A 16868-nucleotide genomic window follows, 5' to 3' on the forward strand; every position below is an offset into this window, starting at 1 on the left:
AGCACAAGCGGTCATATTACACCTTGAAAATTGGCGTCTAAAAACTTGTTAATCCAACAATTTTATATGACATTTATTTCCTGTTCCAGCAAAGCTTGATCGTAACAATAAACATAAAAAACCGTTTACCTAAAAGTACTCATGACAGTTTTCACTCTGTTCAATACCATTGTGTTAATGGGCTCCGTTCAGGGCTTTATTTTGTGCGGTTTGCTTCTTACATCAACCAAAAACAGGCGGTCAAATCGGTTCCTAGCGTTTATTATGCTTATTTTTGGTATGGCCTGTTTCAATTTACTGTTAGATGGTTTGCCTCTTCATGAATATTTCCCTTGGATAAATTTTCTACTCAATTTTATTCCCTTAATTGTGGTGATGCCGGTGGGGCCACTCGTATATTTCTACATCCAGTCCAGCTTAGACCCGACGTTTAGGTTAAAAAAGAAACATCGGTGGCATTTTGTTCCTGTCATCGTCGATTTCGGTGCTCCACTCATTGCTATCACTTTTGTGATCGGGCTAATCAGTGGGTTCGTCAAGAATGATCCTCAACCATGGGGTCTATTGATTGACAACTATAACGTCTATTCTGATATTCCACGCTGGTTTTCTGTTACACTTTATTTAGGCTTGTCTTACCGTTACTTAAACGCTCATACCATCCAGCATCAACAACGAAAATGGTTCCGTCAATTTATTCATATCTTTCTGGCCTTTCAGTTTATCTGGCTACTCTATTTAATTCCATATGTTATCCCTTCACTAACCGACCTCGTATTGAACACCGTAGATTGGTATCCGGTCTATATTCCATTAGTGGTGCTGATTTATTCATTAGGTATAAAAGGCTATCTGTTACCCGCACAGGAGTTGCCCACCTCCAAAAAAGTCGCTACGCCTCCGCCTCCTGATACCGTTAACGAAGTAATGCCCCTTCTTAAAAAGGCCATGGAGAAAGATGAGCTATACCTCAATCCCGAATTAAGCCTAACACTATTATCGCAACACACAGGTATTGCCAGTAAAACAATTTCATCTGTACTGAATCAATACCTACAAAAAAGCTTTAATGAATATGTAAATGGCTATCGTATTGAGGCCTTCAAACAAAAAGTTCTAAAACCAGATTTCGAGCACCTCACGATCATGGGCATTGCCTTCGAATCGGGCTTCAATTCACAAGCTACCTTCCAGCGGACATTCAAACAAACCATTGGCATGTCACCAAAAGAATACCTAACCGAATGCAAGAGAAAAAAAAGCGATCAATCGGCTTAAAATAGTATTCAAATCCGGATTTGAATAGTTTGGAATTGTAAAAAGGACTTCATTTGCTTCAAAAAAACCTTATGAAACTCCTTTTTACTTATTGCCTCATCACCTTGTTATTGTGCTGGAGTAACCCTATTATCAGTCAGGAGCAGGATGTTGCCTTCACTGGAAACATTCATGTTTCCGGTTCCGTCCAACCTATTGCTAACGCAAGCATCCAGTTAAAAAAAGGAAAGATCGGCACTTCATCCAATGCCGATGGTAGATTCATCCTTAACGTGCCAAGCCAATTCCTACCCGATTCATTAGTTGTTTCCTGTGTAGGCTTTGAAACTTTAGTAGTTCCGCTAACTGCCAGCAACAAAGAGCGCATGCAATTAACGTTACACCCTATCGTCGTTAAGCTCGGCGAAGTAATGGTTAATAAGCGAGATGGGCTCGCGATTATGAAAGAAGTCATTGCCCGTATACCTCAAAACTATGATACCACCAATATTCGCCTCACGGCTTCTTATCGTGAGTATATCCGCTTAAAGGACGATACCATTAACTATAATGAATCATTACTCGATATTTATAAAACATTCCACACCACAAAAACCAATCAAAACCAAATCAAGATTTTAAAAGGGCAGAAATTACCCTCGGACGACCACGGAGATCCCCGATTTTACAACTGGATCAAGAATATCACCAACACCGCCTATAGCTCGCTAAGCGAAGATGTTCAGCCATATACCGAGGCACCGCGTTCTTTTATGAATGCCAACAACTTCCGCTATTATAACTTCGACTACGTTGAAACGATCCAAAAAGACACAAGCAATCTAATGGTTATTTCGTTTTCACCTAAACGATCCAGCAAGCGGGCGCTTATCGAAGGAAAACTATATATTGAGGAAGCAACCCTGGCCATTGTTATGTGCGAATGGCGTTTAACACCCGCCGGTGTACGCTATATTAACCGACACGGTAAAGGAGGGATTGGCTATACTATTATGTCGGCGGTATTACGGGCATCGATGGATTTTAGGGGGATAAAAACGGTCATCAACTATAAAAAACACGGAGATAAATGGTATTTATCAGCTATCAACCGCTATTGGGACGTATTAATAGACAGTCGTAAGCGTAACATGAAAGCCATTCCCTGGAAGGGGCACTTCAGCATGTTAGTGACTGATATCAATACAAAAGACGTAAAACCTTTCACCAACGGTGTTATCAGTCCGGCGTCCTCACTTAATAATGAAATCCGCAGAACGGCCAATCGAGCTTCATGGGAAGATGCTACGATCCTATCACAGAAAGTATTCGACACGTTAAAAAATACCGAAACTAATTCTGCAAAGCATGATGACCATAAGCCCGACTCGGATATCATCCATATTTCAAACAGAGCCAATGGCTTTACCTATGCAGATACCCTACGTGGTATGCTCAGTGCCCCAAGAACCTGCTATGATGTAACTTTTTATCATCTTGATGTAGATGTCGACTTAGCATCACGTGCCATTAAGGGTAATAACAAAATAAAATTCAAGGTGGTGACCCCATTTAAACGTATGCAGGTAGATTTATACGCCAACATGCCTATTGATAAAATACTTTTTAAGGAGCAATCCCTGCCCTATGAGCGTGTCCATAATGCCGTCTTTATCGATTTCCCTGAAGTTCAACAAGAAGGCACCCTACAAGAACTCAGTATCTTTTACAAGGGCACGCCACAAGTACCAGATCTTAAGTTACCGATGTACGGCGGATTTTTGTGGGACAAGGATGCGTTAGGAAATCCGTGGGTACAAATGGTTTGTCAGGGATCAGGAGCGAGCCTTTTGTGGGACAAGGATGCGTTAGGAAATCCGTGGGTACAAATGGTTTGTCAGGGATCAGGAGCGAGCCTTTGGTGGCCTAATAAAGATCACCAGTCGGACGAGCCCGACAGCATGCGCATCTGGATTACCGTACCACAGGAATATACCGAAATATCAAACGGCGTACTGGCACACAAGACACCCCTTGCCAACCAGAAAATGCGCTTTGAATGGAAAATAACCTATCCCATCAATAACTACAATGTAAGTTTTTGTATCGGAAAATATGCTCATTTCGATGATCATTATATTGACAACAATAATGACACCTTAAAACTGAATTATTACGTAATGCCCTATCATCTCCAACTGGGAAAACAGTTATTTCAGCAAGTAAAACCAATGTTGAAGATTTATGAAAAATATTTCGGTAAATATCCCTTTCCTCGAGACGGTTTTACCCTATTGGAAAGTCCCTACCCGATGGAACATCAAAGCGGCGTTTGTATCGGAAAAGCGATAGTAGACAGCTCAAGCCTGATAATACCTCGGGTTATGTGGCATGAGGTAGCGCACGAGTGGTGGGGTAATGCCGTCACCAGCAAGGACATTGCAGATATGTGGATTCATGAGGCATTTGCTACCTATGCAGAATCGTTAATGGTGGAAGAAAGTTATGGCAAAGCTGCTGCCATTGAGTATATCAATAACCAGCGAAACGAGGTGCTGAACCATGAACCAGTCATCGGCGTATACGATGTAAACCATATCCACTACAATATTGAAGACATGTACACCAAAGGCAGTTTATTGCTACACACATTTCGCAGTGTATTGAATGATGACGAACGTTGGTTTAGTTTACTGAAAAACATCCAAGCGCACTTCCGTTACCAAACAATTACATCCGATGAGCTGATTGATTATATCTGTCGGCAAACCGGTCGAAATTACAGACCTATTTTCGACCAATACTTAAGATACACGGGAATTCCGACCTTACAATATAGCCTACTGGAAAATAACAATAATCTAACAGTCCGTTATCGCTGGCAAGCGGATCATCCCAACTTTGATATGCCGATAAAGATTAGTGTAGCTGAAAACCAATTTGATACCATCTATCCTAGTAGCGAATGGAAAACGGTAACCTTAAAGAATATGAACGAGGATAACTTTGAAGTAGATGAAGAGGGTTTCTACATTAAGTCAGCGCAAATTGAATAAACAACGAGTCTAATAATTTTATGATGGGATGATAACCGATATCTTTTCTAAAAACTTTTCAACAAAAAAAGTCTTCAACCGGGGAGATTGAAGACTTTTAACTAACCAATTATAAACCTAAATTATGATGATACAAAGATAGTGTACATATTACACTTTGACAAGTTTTCTTACATTTTTTTTTCTAGTGTGAGATAAGCATGACATTAGGTGAGTACTACAAGCCCATAATTCCGGAGTGGTTAAGGCCTGATGGCCTTATTTAGCAAAATACGTGGTTTTCGCACAAAGTCGTTAAAATTACCCGCAGCCTTATGGCCTTTGTGCGGGGTGTAGTAATGGTTTGGTTTATCAGCTTCCCAAGCATTTCGCCAAAATAATATCCAGGAAACATTGTAATCTTTTAAGAGCGGATAAACAATATCTGTAAAATAGGCTGTATCCTTAACGCTTTCCAAGCCCGTTTCACCAATAATTGGAATTTTATGATGAGCTTCTGCATAAGCCGTAATAATACGGAGATTTAATCGCATTTCTGCCCGATAACGGTTGATAGCGGTCGAATCAATTCCCGTTAAATAACAATCATAGCCAATTATATCCACATAATCATCACCCGGATAACGTTCAAAAAATTCTTCTTTTGACTTTACCGTTGCCGGAGAATAGGCATATAAGAGATTGTGTACATTCTTTTTATATCTAAGGTAGTCTACCGTCATTCTCCATAATTTCTTGTATTCTTCGAGAGTGCATTGCTTATTACCCCACCAAAACCAGCCGCCTGTATGCTCGTGATACATCCTAAACACGACCGGAATAAGCTCATTATTGCTGTCCTTTAAGCTTAAAAAGAAATCAGCAAGCCGGTCGAGCCATGCAAGATAACCTTGATGATGGCGCCCCCCTTCCAGCACATTCGCCACTACAGTATCCTGCTTACAATCCCAAGCAGAACCTCCCGTAGCGATGTTGTTGCCGTGCCAACTAAGCGTGGCGATTCCCCCTCTAGCAAATGTTTCTTTTATATATTGCCGCATATCAGAAAAATAGACCGAATCCAAATTACGCTCAGCACCCAGCTCTAGGTTGCCCAATTCCCAACCAATCACTGCCGGGTAATCGCCAGCCAAATCTTTAACGTCTGATCTGCCAGGCTCTTTATACCATGAATGGCCATATGCCAAATCATCCTGATGACCAAGCATAACGCCCTTTGCTTTCCATTGAAATAAATTATTGTACAACGATATCGTTGCTAGATTTGCCTGTTTATCTATCGGTTTATAAGTTATTTGACTGCCCTCTTGTAAACCAAAAAAGCAGGTAAAAAGCGTTAAAAAATATAAGTTTCCCATATTGTAAGAGCTGAAAAATTTATTCAAAAGAGAAGTGGCTGATCATCTCAAAGCACATGCGCCCATTGTGATAAGGACATTTCCAAAAGCCAGCTTTATCGTCGATCCTGTTGGGTCGCCCGTTGTCATCCACACTCCAAAACCACTCACCCGCCACATTATCGACTAAATAGCTTTGAATGTACGCCCACAGGTTGCTAGCAAGGTTAAGATACATCTTATCATCAGTAAGCTCATAGCTATACATAAAACCCACCACCGCTTCTGCTTGCACCCACCAATGCCTATCCATATCGATGCCATCCGGTTTTTTTTCGTAAATCATACTGCCATCCTGTTGAATACCATCTGTGGCCGCCCTGGCGATGTTAACCGCTAACATGTGAATCTGCCCTTTCAGGGCAGGCTCATTCAATTCCGCTGTCGCTTTAAGCAACAGCCAAGCACTTTCGATGTCGTGCCCATAAGAAATGTCTGTCGATTTCACCCCCCACGCCTCGTTAAAAAACAAGTTTAGGTGATAAGAAGCCGGATCAACAATCTTTTCTCGGAAAATAATAATCAGCTCGCGCAAAGCGCCTTTGAGCCGTTTATCTTTCCATACGCGGTAAAGATTAGTATAAGGTTCCAAAATATGCAAGTGCGTATTCATTGACTTTTTCTCGTTGGCATCTTTTGCGCTCAGCCGCATATCAGCCAAAGGCTTCCAATCTTGCGTAAAGGCTTCAAAATAACCGCCGTGATGCGTGTCTTTATGCTTTTCCAGTAAATGAAAAAGATTGATAGCCAATTCAAGGGCCTTTGCATTGGAAGTAGCGAGGTAAAATTCCGTAAGCCCATAGATGGCAAAACCTTGTGCATAAATCTGCTTTTTCGCGTTTATAACATCACCTTTCGAGTCCAACTCCCAATACAAACCACCATGGGTTTTATCAATAAAGTAATTCATTATATAATGAAAGGCCCGCTCTGCAACCTGTAAATAAGTCGGACTGCCAAATGTTCGATAGGCCGCTGAAAAGGTCCATAAAATCCGACAATTCAATACCGCTCCCTTATTGGCATCCGGATGCAATTGATTTCTCCCATCAATTTGACCATAAAAACCGCCATACTTATGGTCTACCATATGCTCGCTCCAAAAAGCGAGAATCCGTTTAGCTTCTTCTTTGAACCCTTCCATGCGTTTTATTGATTTCGTTTGACTTCTAATTCGGCCGTAATCTGCAGCAGTTTGTCTTTCGTGAGTGGATAGCGGTATACAAAAAAAATAGATAGAAAAGCCCCTGCAGCAGGTAGAAAGCTTAAAAACATTTTTATTCCATCGATGGTTTCTGCATTTTGTACCTTATTCGCTTGAAAGCCAAAATAAGTGAGCAGCCAGCCTGTTAAAGCACTCCCTATGGCCCAACCAATCTTCTGGCTCATCGAAGAAGAACTGAAAATCAATCCTGTTGCCCGGTGACCCGTTTTCCATTCAGAATAATCAGCGCAGTCGGCATACATCGACCACAACAAAGGGAATACACATCCGGCACAAATACTTATCATAATTTGTAAGAAAAAGATAAGGAATAAGTCGCCCCTATCTATCCAAAAAAACAAGATACTCAGCACGGTCGCTATAGCCATAACCAACATATAAGTGTTTTTTTTTCCTATTCGATTACTTAGCGGAGCCGCAAGTATCACTCCCACTATATTAGATAATTGCCCTAGAGCCAAATACAAGCCGCTTAGTATAAAAGGAATATTAAAAACATGAACCGCGCCAAGCTGCTCTTCATTCACGTAATATTTGAAATAATACACAGTGGCACCGTCTCGTATTGAATTAAAAATCAAGGCACAGATCCCCGCCCCCAACAAAATCCACCAAGGTCTATTTTTAATTAAATCGCTCAGGTCTTTTTTTAGCGATGATTGATGCTCCCCTACTGGTTTAACACGTTCTCTGGTCAGTTTAAAACATCCAAAAAAGAGTAGCGCGCTCAGTGAACCAATCACGGCAACGGTAGCCGTCCAAGCATACTGCTGATCAACAAGCAGTTTACTATTCTCACTAAAATAATTAACCAACGGAATAAAAAGTAGCAAGGCTAGAAAGCTACCCAAATAGGCGAAAGCCATGCGATAAGTAGATAAAATATTCCGATCAGCCGGATAAGGGCTCATTACGCCTAGGAGAGATGCATAAGGCACATTAATGGCCGAATATATCATCATCATCAAGGAGTAAGTAACATAAGCATAAATAAGTTTGCCCTGCAAGTCTAGCGGAGGTGTATAAAAAGTAAATACACCAATGATTGCGATAGGGATAGCTAAAAAAAGCAGATAAGGCCTAAACTTCCCCCATCGTGTCTGCGTTCTATCTGCCACGACGCCAACAATCGGATCAAAAAAGGAGTCCCATATGCGGGTAATCAGAAACATAGTGCCCACCGCTGCCGCCTCCAATCCAAAAACATCCGTATAAAAGATCAAGAGATAAGAGCCGAATAATTTCCAAAACATGGAAGATGCAGCATCTCCCAAGCCATAACCAATACACTCTTTTAGGTTTATAATTGATTTTCTGTTCATAATTTAGCCATCTTTCAACAGCGATTTATTTCTATCGATAATCGTGTTCAACGTTTCTACAGATGCTGCCGACCGGTATCCATCCGGTACCGTATTGATACAATAATCCAATAAGCGATCAATCGAACTGGTTGCCACATGCATGCGCGTGTCACTTGAGGCATAATAAATATACACGGTTCCATCTGGGTCGGCTATCCATCCATTGGCAAAAAGCACATTAGACACGTCACCAATCCGTTCCTCATCTTGGGGAGCCAATAAATATCCGGCAGGTTCTGCGGTTAATTTATAAGGTTCGTTTAAATCGGTTAAATATACATAAAGTACATAACGTAAACCAGCGGCACAGCTCCGAACACCGTGGGCAAGATGAAGCCATCCCTTATCCGTTTTGAGCGGATGTGGCCCTTCTCCATTCTTAAGCTCTTTAATGGTATGATACTGGCGAGCATTGATAATCATTTCATTCTTCGCCTCGGCCTGTATCATATCGGGCACTAAGGTCCAACCAATGCCGCCGCCATTACCTGCATCTATAAAGCTATCTTGCGGCCGCGTATATAAAGCATATTTTCCATCCACAAATTCGGGGTGCAACACCACATTACGTTGCTGACTTTCAGCCTTTAAATCGGGCAAACGCTCCCAGTTTTTAAAATCCTTTGTACGGGCAATCCCGGTAGATGCAATAGCCGATGAAAGATCGCCCGGCTTTGCTTCGGGATCCTTCCGTTCGGTGCAGAAGATGCCATACACCCAACCGTCTTCATGCGCTGTAAGTCGCATATCATATACATTTGTATCAGGTGTATCGGTTTCCGGCAAACGAATCGGATATTCCCAGAACCTGAAATTATCTACGCCATTCGGGCTTTCGGCAACCGCAAAAAAAGATTTGCGGTCGTTCCCCTCCACGCGTGCCACCAATAAGTATTTATCCTTCCATTTAATCGCTCCTGCATTGAAAATACCGTTAATACCAAACCTTTCCATAAAATATGGATTCGTTTCGGGCGACAAATCATATCGCCAGTATACCGGTGTATGGGCAGCCGTCAGAATAGGATATTTATAGCGCTCATAGATTCCATTACCGGGACAAATAAGTTCGTTTTTCCGTGTAATCAGCTTTTCATAGGCTTCCTCAATCTCTTTTATTCGATCGTCAAATCGCTGGTTCATCATAATGCTCTTTAGAAATGTTTTCTTGTTTTGGTTTATCGGTCACAATACTAGCTGATATCCCTAGCTTATTTCAATATTATTTTTGCAATTTATAATACAATTAAAACCATAGCAACCGAATAGTTGACATATCCATTTTTATGCGCTCACAAAATAAACAGCATTTGAACACACTTAAGACCCATTAATTCATAAAGTACGGATTGCCATTAATGAAAAAGGGAATGTTAAATAAGTGTCGGTTCTTGCTAACATTATACATGTAGCGGGGCAAGCAAAGCATTACATTTGCTATCAGAATTATAAGCAATTATCCTTTTATCCTAATCTTAAATCTAAATGAAATCCAAAATTTACAAAAAGAGGGGGCGAGCTTCGCTATGCTTTGCTTTAAAGTGGACGATGACGTCCCTAGCACTATTCGCAATTGCTCCCGATTCACACGCAGGCAAACGATTAATACTGCCTGGCGAATCCGCAATAAGCGTACAAAGAACAATTAACGGCAGAGTTACCAACGGCAAGAGTGAACCCCTGCCCGGCGTTAGCGTAAAAGAGTCAGGTTCTACCAGAGGAACCACCACCGACAGCAATGGTAGGTACAGCATGCAGGTGGGCGATGCCAATGCTACCTTAATCTTTTCTTATGTCGGCTACCTTAGCCAAAGTGTCAGCATTGGTAGTCAGGTTACCCTGGATGTCACCTTGGAAGACGCCGTTAACAGCTTGGATGAACTCGTTATCATCGGCTATGGTACCCAAAAGAAGAAGCTAACAACCGGTGCTTCTGTACAAGTAAAGGGCGAAGACATACAAAAACTGAGTACCACTAGTGTGATGGGTGCCCTGCAGAGCCAATCGCCCGGGGTTCAGATCACGCAGGGCTCCGGGATGCCGGGAGAAGGTTTCAAAGTAACCGTACGTGGTTTAGGAACCATCGGTGACTCCTCCCCACTTTACGTTATCGACGGTATTCCCGGAGGTGATATCAACACGCTCAATCCGTCGGATATCGAGTCGGTCGACATTCTAAAGGATGCCGCCTCCGCAGCAATTTATGGTTCACGAGCAGCCAACGGCGTTGTACTCGTTACCACCAAGCAGGGTAAAGCCGGAAAATTAGCCCTGAGCTACGACGCTTTTGCAGGCTGGCAGAATCCCTATAAAATACCCTCGCTGCTGAATGCGCAAGAATATATGACCATTCTGAATGAAATTCGTTTTAATGAAGGACAGGCTCCTTACGATTGGGCGAACCTCATACCTAAGCAATATGAGCAAATTACAAACGGTACCTGGAATGGCACTAACTGGCTGAAAGAAATTCGAAATGAGAATGCCTTAACCCAGAATCATGCCATTAACCTGAACGGAGGTAACGAGCAATCCCGGTTTACCCTGGGCTATTCATTCTCCAACCAAGACGGTATTTTCGGAAAACCAGTTCAGCCAAATTTCACGAGGCATAACTTCCGGATCAATTCTGAACATATCTTATTAAAGAACGATCGCTTTAATGTGATCACCTTGGGTGAAAACCTCACCTATTCCTACAATAAGAAAACCGGTATTGGTATCGGTAATATTTACTGGAATGATATTCACAACATGTTAATAGGAAATCCACTGATGCCAGTTTACAACGATGCAGGAGAATATTACGACCAAGCTAGTAAAACGGCTGATGGCTGGGTATTAGACGGCGCAACCGCCAACCCTATAGCCGATATGGTATACAGACGCGGCCAGAATATTAGCAATAACCATTCGCTCTTTGCCAATGCCTCATTGGAGATACAACCGATCGAAAACTTACGCTTTAAAAGTACCTTCGGTTACAAGATGACTGCTTCTTCTTACCGTCAATACACGCCAGTCTTTACCTTGTCTACAACCAATGCCAACCCACAAGATGATGTGCAACAAAGTCAGGGAAGCGGTAATAGCCTGACCTTCCAGAATACCCTTTCTTACTTATGGAAACTTGGCGACAAGCATAACTTCGATGCAGTTCTAGGGCAATCCATTGAAAAATGGGGCATGGGTTCAGATTTAAGCGCCACCAATTCAAACTCCATATTTCCGGGATCATGGAAAAATGCCTGGATTACCAACACCAAAGGCGTTGCAGAAGGTGTTACAATTTTATCCGGTTCACCTTGGCCTGAAGGTTCCCTGGCGTCCTTTTTCGGCCGCTTAAACTATAATTACAATGAAACCTATATGGCTACCCTCATTCTACGGGCGGATGGATCATCCAACTTTGCTCCGGGTAACCGTTGGGGATATTTCCCTTCGGTAGCAGCCGGTTGGGTGGTGAGCAACGAATCATTTATGCAGGGCAGCAAAGACTGGTTAGATTTTTTTAAACTAAGGGCCAGCTGGGGGCAAAATGGTAATCAAAATATTGCTGGCTGGCAATACCTGGCAACCGTTGCCTTTGACACCCAAAACGGTTATTATTTTGGCAACAATAAAGGGGCTTTGCAAACTGGTGGCTATCCAAACATCCTACCAAATCCAGACATTACTTGGGAAACGTCTGAACAACTCAATATAGGTTTCGACGCTCGGTTTGCCAATGGCCGCCTGGGTTGGACCTTCGATTGGTATAAAAAAACCACTAAAGACTGGTTGGTGGCAGCACCAACTTTAGCTATCTACGGCACGAATGCACCATTTATTAATGGTGGAGATGTGGAGAATCGCGGTGTTGAACTAGGCTTAACCTGGAACGAAACCATCAACGACTTTCGATATGGCATTAGCTTAAATGGCGCATACAATAAAAACAAAGTGTTGCGAATAGCCAATGCCGAAGGCATTATCCATGGAGCAGAAAATGTGCTTAGCCAGGGCACAACCGAGATGTATCGTGCTCAAGTAGACTACCCTATCGGTTACTTCTATGGTTATCAAACCGCCGGTATTTTTCAGAATATCCAGCAAATTGAAGACTACAGAAACCAAGGCTTAGGTGTGTTGTCAACCGCGCAGCCGGGTGATGTAATTTTCGTCGACAACAATCGCGACGGCGCAATTACAAATGCAGATAAAACCATGATCGGTAATCCGCACCCCGACTTCACGGGTGGCTTAAATCTTACCGTTGGCTATAAAGGTTTTGACCTTTCTATCACAGCTACTGGAGCCTTTGGCCATCAAATTGCCAAATCGTATCGTTCCTTTGCCGATAGCCCCTTGCAAAACTACACCACCGAAGTATTTGAGCGTTGGCATGGAGAAGGCACCTCTAACAGGTACCCCCGTTTAACCATGGGCAGTCACACCAATAGCCAGTACATTTCAGATATCTACATAGAAGATGGCGATTATGTAAAAATTCAAAACATCACTTTCGGTTACGACTTAAAGTCGTGGTTCCCGAAGATGCCTTTTGGCCAAGCCAGACTTTATTTTACAGCGCAAAACCTATACACCTTTACAGGATATTCGGGTATGGATCCAGAGATTGGTTACGGCTATGATCAGTCGTGGGTCTCCGGTATCGACCTCGGTTTTTACCCAAGCCCACGAACCTACCTGATTGGTTTAAACCTAAAATTCTAACAGAACGATCATGAAAAAACTATTATATACAGCAGCCGTAATGCTTTCACTAACAAGCTGCGAGAAATTTTTGGATTCAGAAGATTATACCAAGAAAAATACGGGCAACTTTCCGAAAACCGTAGCAGACGCAAATCAAATGATTACCGGCATTTACTCTACCTTAAGTCAGGCGATCTCCAACTCGCAAAACACGTCATTTTATATGGCAGAATTGGCTTCCGATGACCGCTTTGGCGGCGGTGGGGAGAACGATAAGGATATGCAGGGGTTGGATCATTTAATGAATACCAAACCCAGTCGCTTTGAAACTTATTGGACCGCCCGTTACCAGGGGATTTATAGAGCAAACACAGCACTTGCCAATTTTGACAATATCGAAGGGTGGGAAAGCGAAGCGCAGAAGAATCAACTAAAAGGAGAAGCCTATTTTCTACGGGCCCTATTCTATTTTGAATTATCACAGCTATTTGGTGAAGTTCCGCTCGTAATCAGCGTAGAAGCACAGAATCTGCCGAAAGCGCCAGCAGATGAAACGTATGCACAAATCGCATCCGATCTACAGGAGGCTATAAACCTGATGCCCGGTAGCGCTTACAGCAGTACCAGCGCTGGCCATGCCACCAAATGGGCGGCAGAAGCGTTAATGGCCCGTGTGTTCCTCTTCTATACCGGTTATTATCAAAAAACGTCATTGCCGGTGGCTGGTGGCGGTGCAATTGAAAAAAACCAAGTGATAAGCTGGTTGGAAGATTGTATCAGTAACAGTGGGCATGATCTGGTGAGCGACTTTCGCAATCTCTGGCCCTATACCAATGAATTCACCGCTGCCGATTATGACTATGTAAAAGACAACAACCTCAAATGGGAAGGCGACGGTAATAAGGAGACAGTCTTTGCCGTGAAGTTTGGTATTTCGGTAGATTGGGGCGACAATTATCAATTGGGCTACTCTAACCAATATGTATTGCATTTTGGCCTTCGTTCTAATAACGGCGGTGAAGCTACCTTTCCTTTCGGTCCCGGATGGGGTGCAGGCCCCGTAAACACAAGTTTATGGAATGAATGGCGACAAGCCGAACCCACTGATATCCGTCGCACCGGCTCCATCCTAAATGTAGAAACAGATGTAGAGAATTATATATACGGTGCCGATGCGCAAATGGAAGAAACCGGTTTCTGGCAGAAAAAATACATTCCTATACGCGCATACAAAGATGGCACCCTAATCAATTCGTATGCAGTATTAAAAGACAATGCCATTGATGATATGCAAAGAAGCCATATGCAAGACCTCATACTTATCCGTTTTGCCGATGTGCTATTAATGCATGCCGAGCTAAAAGAAGATGCCACGAATCTAAATCGCGTGCGTGCACGTGCTCAATTAGCGGCAGTTCCCTATTCATTAACCGCGTTAAAAAGAGAACGACGTTGGGAACTGGCTTTCGAGGGGATACGCTATTTCGATTTGATGCGCTGGGGAGATGCTGCCAATGCTTTAGCGGCGCAAGAAGGTGTTGATATCAAAAACAAAGGGATAGACACCAAAATGCGCGCCTTTGGCGGTGGCTATCGGGCAAGATATGAAGCAACAGGTGGGTTTTGGCCATTGCCCGAATCCCAAATACAATTGTCGGAAGGTGTAATGACCCAAAATAAAGGTTGGGGCACAGCCGAGGCCGAATTCCCAGGATGGTAATCAAAAATCTAATATTATGAATCGTTTTATTATATATATAATCGTATTAATCACGAACCTCGCATTTATCGGATGCGACCCGATGGAAGATCGGCTGGATATAGGAGGCGCAATTAACGCCGAACAGCTTGATATAACGGCAACACCTCTAGTCATTGATGGAAAAAACACCAACAAAGTGGTATTGGACAATAAAAGTCCGGTATTATCGTCTTGGGATTTCGGTGTTGGAACATCAGCAAAGAAAACAGACACTGTGTTGCTCGTAGTAACAGGGCAAAACGAAATTACATTCACCGGTAGAAACCCCGATGGCACGGAGATCTCGAAAACACTATCCGTAAATGTGGATGAACTATACTTTGAAGTACCTTTAGAATGGAGCTATCTAACAGGTGGCACTGAAAAAGAATGGACCTGGGATGATACACAGCCAGCCGTATGGGGTAATGGAGGTTACATGACCAATTCAGCGCCCGCATGGTGGACGCTTAAGATAGCCGACATTGACGATCAAGCGGCAAACGAAGGTGCTGGTGCGAAAATGACTTTTTCGCTTAAAGGCGCCAAGTTCACCAAAGAAAAATCGGACGGTTCTACCGAGACTGGAAAATTCACGTTTGATATGACGAAAAAGATAACCTTAGATGACGGCACGGTTTGGGCAAAAGGCAAACTAACACTCAGTGGCGCTACCGTTCTTTGCGGCAAATCGCCTAATGAGGATGGCGCTCCTGTTTATGTGTATGACATCTTGTTGCTAAACGATGGAAGCATGGTGCTCAGCTATCCGGAACCCGGAGCTGGCTCAGGCGGAACAGGTTGGTTCTGGATGTTTAAAGCAAGTAATTAAGGGCTAAGGACGTTATGAAATTTCAATAAATAGGAGGTGTAGTACCACCTCCTATTTATCAAACCAGCACCTTCTTTTTCAGATAGTTATCTCTAAATTCAGAAGGAGCATATTTTTTACTTTTCTTAAAAAGTCTGTTAAAGTTTGAAATATTATTAAAACCACAGTCATAGCAGATTTCAGCTACCGTCATTCGTGATTCAATCAATAAGCGGGTGGCATGGCCCAATCGAATGTCAATAATATAATCGGTAAGAGACCGGCCTGTTCGTAATTTAAAAAAACGACTAAAGGCAACGGGCGACATCCCTGTTAAATCTGCCATTTGGTTCAGACGAATATCCTTCTTATAGTTATCAAATATATACTGTTGAACCTTTTTTATCCTACGACTGTTGTTGTCAACCGTTACATGAGCAAATGAGGTGCTAGATAAACTTTTGGCTACATCCGTAAAACCCGATAACTCGTGTAATATCGTCAGAAATTTCATTACGGTATAAAAGCCTTGCTCGCCATGAGCAATCGTATCCAACAAATGATATACCTTCATAATAGCCTTCAAGGGATATGAAATGCCATTCTGAGCTTTTTCCAACATAGCTTTAATGCTATTAAATTGATTTTTATGAAGAAAGTTGTTGAAAAACAAATCAGGTGAAAACTGTACGGTAATCTCCCGTACATTTGTCAGCTTACAATTGTTCTGAAGCCAAGCATGTTCCAGATCTTTGCCCGTAATAAGCACCAGGTCGTAATCACCGATGGTTTCTATTGAATCGCCCACAATCCGTTTCACCCCTGCCGCACGTTCGATGAAATTTAATTCGTATTCCTCGTGGCTATGTATAGGGTAAGTGAACTCACTTTTCACACGATCGGCAATGTACAGGCAATCTTTAGGTGAAAGCGGTGTTATCTCGCGTAATATTGAAGACATAGATATAGGTTTCGAGCTAAATTAACTATAAAGTTCGAATACAGCAATACTAAACCATTGCTTTTCACAACAAAGAGAACCCCATGCCTAATTAACACCTGCCCAAGCCCTAAGTTCTTAAATTGTATGCATGAAGTATGATCTTGACAGTGCGTTCATTAAATTATTAGAAAGAGATGAAAATGCTGTAAATTTACTAAACAAAAAAAGTCTTCAACCGGGGAGATTGAAGACTTTTAACTAACCAATTATAAACCTAAATTATGATGACACAAAGATAGTGTACAAATTACACTTTGACAAGTTTTCTTACATTTTTTTTCTACTATGAGATAAGCATGACATTAGGTTGATACAA

General features: G+C 42.4%; 10 protein-coding genes. 5 read left to right on the plus strand and 5 right to left on the minus strand.

Annotated elements, in window-relative coordinates:
• Nucleotides 1-141: 141 nt before the first annotated feature.
• Both BMY50_RS05025 and BMY50_RS05030 read left to right on the plus strand, forming a co-directional pair.
• Nucleotides 142-1278, plus strand: a complete 1137-nt coding sequence (locus BMY50_RS05025) for a helix-turn-helix domain-containing protein (RefSeq protein ID WP_093319448.1) — start codon at nucleotides 142-144, stop codon at nucleotides 1276-1278.
• A gap of 71 nt (nucleotides 1279-1349) precedes the next feature.
• Nucleotides 1350-4313: a M1 family aminopeptidase gene (locus tag BMY50_RS05030; RefSeq protein WP_093319453.1), complete on the plus strand. Its 2964-nt coding sequence runs from the start codon at nucleotides 1350-1352 to the stop codon at nucleotides 4311-4313.
• A 242-nt stretch (nucleotides 4314-4555) separates the two neighbouring features.
• Here BMY50_RS05030 and BMY50_RS05035 read toward each other — a convergent pair whose 3' ends face one another.
• The 4 genes from BMY50_RS05035 to BMY50_RS05050 are packed head-to-tail and all read right to left on the minus strand — an operon-like array spanning nucleotide 4556 to nucleotide 9442.
• Nucleotides 4556-5671: a glycoside hydrolase family 26 protein gene (locus BMY50_RS05035; protein ID WP_093319458.1), complete on the minus strand. Its 1116-nt coding sequence runs from the start codon at nucleotides 5669-5671 to the stop codon at nucleotides 4556-4558.
• A 19-nt stretch (nucleotides 5672-5690) separates the two neighbouring features.
• Nucleotides 5691-6854 (minus strand): AGE family epimerase/isomerase, encoded by a 1164-nt coding sequence (locus BMY50_RS05040; protein ID WP_093319463.1) that lies wholly within the window; start codon nucleotides 6852-6854, stop codon nucleotides 5691-5693.
• 5 nt (nucleotides 6855-6859) lie between these two features.
• Entirely contained in the window at nucleotides 6860-8257 is a 1398-nt protein-coding gene (locus BMY50_RS05045; RefSeq protein WP_093319468.1) for an MFS transporter, read from the minus strand.
• A gap of 3 nt (nucleotides 8258-8260) precedes the next feature.
• Nucleotides 8261-9442 carry a glycoside hydrolase family 130 protein gene (locus BMY50_RS05050; protein WP_093323607.1) on the minus strand — a complete coding sequence of 394 codons (1182 nt, stop codon included), beginning with the start codon at nucleotides 9440-9442 and terminating at the stop codon, nucleotides 8261-8263.
• Between the two features lie 342 nt (nucleotides 9443-9784).
• On the opposite strand from BMY50_RS05050, the gene BMY50_RS05055 reads away from it, so the two are divergent.
• The 3 genes from BMY50_RS05055 to BMY50_RS05065 are packed head-to-tail and all read left to right on the plus strand — an operon-like array spanning nucleotide 9785 to nucleotide 15570.
• Entirely contained in the window at nucleotides 9785-13015 is a 3231-nt protein-coding gene (locus BMY50_RS05055; RefSeq protein ID WP_093319474.1) for a SusC/RagA family TonB-linked outer membrane protein, read from the plus strand.
• 10 nt (nucleotides 13016-13025) lie between these two features.
• Entirely contained in the window at nucleotides 13026-14717 is a 1692-nt protein-coding gene (locus tag BMY50_RS05060) for a RagB/SusD family nutrient uptake outer membrane protein (RefSeq protein WP_093319479.1), read from the plus strand.
• A 16-nt stretch (nucleotides 14718-14733) separates the two neighbouring features.
• Nucleotides 14734-15570, plus strand: coding sequence for a hypothetical protein (locus tag BMY50_RS05065; RefSeq protein WP_093319482.1), 837 nt, complete (start codon nucleotides 14734-14736; stop codon nucleotides 15568-15570).
• Between the two features lie 58 nt (nucleotides 15571-15628).
• On the opposite strand, the gene BMY50_RS05070 is transcribed toward BMY50_RS05065, so the two are convergent.
• Nucleotides 15629-16510: an AraC family transcriptional regulator gene (locus BMY50_RS05070; protein WP_093319484.1), complete on the minus strand. Its 882-nt coding sequence runs from the start codon at nucleotides 16508-16510 to the stop codon at nucleotides 15629-15631.
• Between the last annotated feature and the right edge of the window lie 358 nt (nucleotides 16511-16868).

The sequence above is a fragment of the Olivibacter domesticus genome (assembly GCF_900109575.1).
Classification (GTDB): Bacteria; Bacteroidota; Bacteroidia; order Sphingobacteriales; family Sphingobacteriaceae; genus Olivibacter; species Olivibacter domesticus.